Origin of the sequence: Pseudomonas sp. AP19, from assembly GCF_001728855.1 — a bacterium.
In the GTDB taxonomy this organism is placed as follows: Bacteria; Pseudomonadota; Gammaproteobacteria; order Pseudomonadales; family Pseudomonadaceae; genus Aquipseudomonas; species Aquipseudomonas fluorescens.
This window is the reverse complement of the sequence record NZ_LXJP01000128.1, coordinates 1-1,991: the sequence shown is the minus strand read 5'-3', so window position 1 is coordinate 1,991 and position 1,991 is coordinate 1. Positions and strand designations below refer to the sequence as shown.

General features: G+C 52.5%; 1 protein-coding gene. It reads right to left on the bottom strand.

Annotated features, from left to right (window positions below):
* Positions 1 to 1,512: ShlB/FhaC/HecB family hemolysin secretion/activation protein (locus tag A7D21_RS33895; protein WP_069553844.1), on the bottom strand; the 1,512-nt coding region annotated here is incomplete at its 3' end.
* Between the last annotated feature and the right edge of the window lie 479 nt (positions 1,513 to 1,991).

Below are 1,991 nucleotides of genomic sequence, written 5' to 3'. Positions count from 1 at the left end.
GGTTCTTTCCGAGTCATCCCAGCGATTTTCATTAAGCGTGACCGTACCGGTATCGACGAAGCTGATCAGTTGCACTTGCCCTAACCATCGATCAGAGAATTGCGGCAGCAAATATCGGGCTTCCACGGTCGCCAGATAACCTTCATCACCAAAGGCTTCGCCTTGGGGATAAGCCCGTACGCCGTCTATACCACCGAGGTACATCTTTTCCGAGATATCCAGGTTTTTAGAGGCCACTTGTCCATTGACCGCGCCATAAAGCGAAAACGCATCCGTAACACGCTGCAATCGCATGACACTGAAACCCAACTTGTCGTAATGGCCGTTACTGCGGGCCGTAAGACCATCCGATGAGCGTGCTTCTGGAGTTTCGATGTCAAGGTTGCCCGTTGACCAGGTCACGGAACCCGCCGTCATCCCGCCACCGCCAAAGTCATCGCGGTGATCGCCACGCAGCGTTGTCATCAGTACCTGGGCGTTCCTGTCGACGTGGGACGACACTAAGTCGATTCGGTCTTCGAACGTTTTGTAATCAAAACCCATCTGTACATAAAGATTGCTTCGGCGTGAACGAAGCAGTGGGTAGCTGCCATAGACACTGGCAATGTTTGCCGTGCCGTTGGCATGTAAATCACTGAACTCCCTGCCCAGCTCATACTCCAGCCGGCTGTAGGCTACGCCAGCCGTCGCCTCGCCAAACTGCATCTGATAAGCCGCGCGGGCATAATCCAGACCTTCGAAGCTGGAGAGCGCGCGAAGTGTGGCAACGTCCCCCTGCCCTGCCAGATTGTTGATATTCAAGGTCCCGCCCAAACGGTACTCACCGGTATAGCGGTTACCTGCGTTATCGGCGTCGATGCTGCCTGTCACCCGTTGTCCAGGTGTCACGTCGACAATCAGGTCAGCAGCGCCCACCGATGCGCCGGGTACCAGCGTAGACCGTACGTCTACGCCAGGCGTGTCCGACAGCAGCAGCAAATCTCTTTCGAGCGCAGAAGAGTGGATGACATCGCCGCGGTGCAGGTCGTCCACCGCGCCATTGGCCAACCGGTCGGAAAGATTGCTCTGATTACGCATCGATACGGCACCGTATTGGCCTTCGATGACCGTGATCGTTACAGCGCCGTTCTTGATTTCCTGGGCTGCCAAGTAGGCCTGGGCAACGAAATATCCCTTCTGGTGATAGAAATCGGCAATCTGCGCGGCCATCGTCTGCAATTGGCCAAGACTTAGTTCTTTGCCTGCAGTGAAGCCCGTGAGCTTAAGCAAGTCGGCTTCGGAATAGAGCCGCTGCCCCGTCAGATGCAGCGAATTGACCTTTATACGGACGTTGTCCGAAGCAGGGACTGCGGGAGTCCGGGATGGCTCGACACGAATTTCCGGCTCCACTTTTTTCAGTGTGGGAGTAGCGGGAATCTGTTGTATCTGGCTCCCTGCGCCTGGAGGAAGCTGTACCGCATAGACCCCTTGGCTCAAGGTCAATAGCACACACGCCACAAACTTCTTCTGCACAATAATCCTCTCGGTATTTCTACCTGATGGTATTTCTACCTAATACAAGAGTCCTGTGGTTCCACAGGCTCAGTGCGTTCCAAATAACGTCATGCGAACCCTGTAGCCAATGCCCTTTAAAGCATGTCCAAAAGCGCAAGGTGCGTTCTTGACACTTCTAACCGCGCCCACAGTAAAAAAACATCCACTATGGCGGCCTGCAAATCTCAAACGAACTTTTGCCTGGAAGCTATGAATTTTTGCTTGCAGTAAAATCTCTACAAACAACTCTTCGGCTACAGGACGGATTACTTTAATTTAGAGTGTTACTTTCTGTGCTTGCTCATCAAAAAAATACATTCAAGCGGCAATCAGCCCCTCTAGACTTGAGGAGGAATAAAATCGCCACAGGAAAGTATTAAGAAAAGGGATGAACAGCACCTTGGTCACCATAGTTTATTCAGGCCATTTGTTTTTGCAAGCGGGATAATACGCCTATA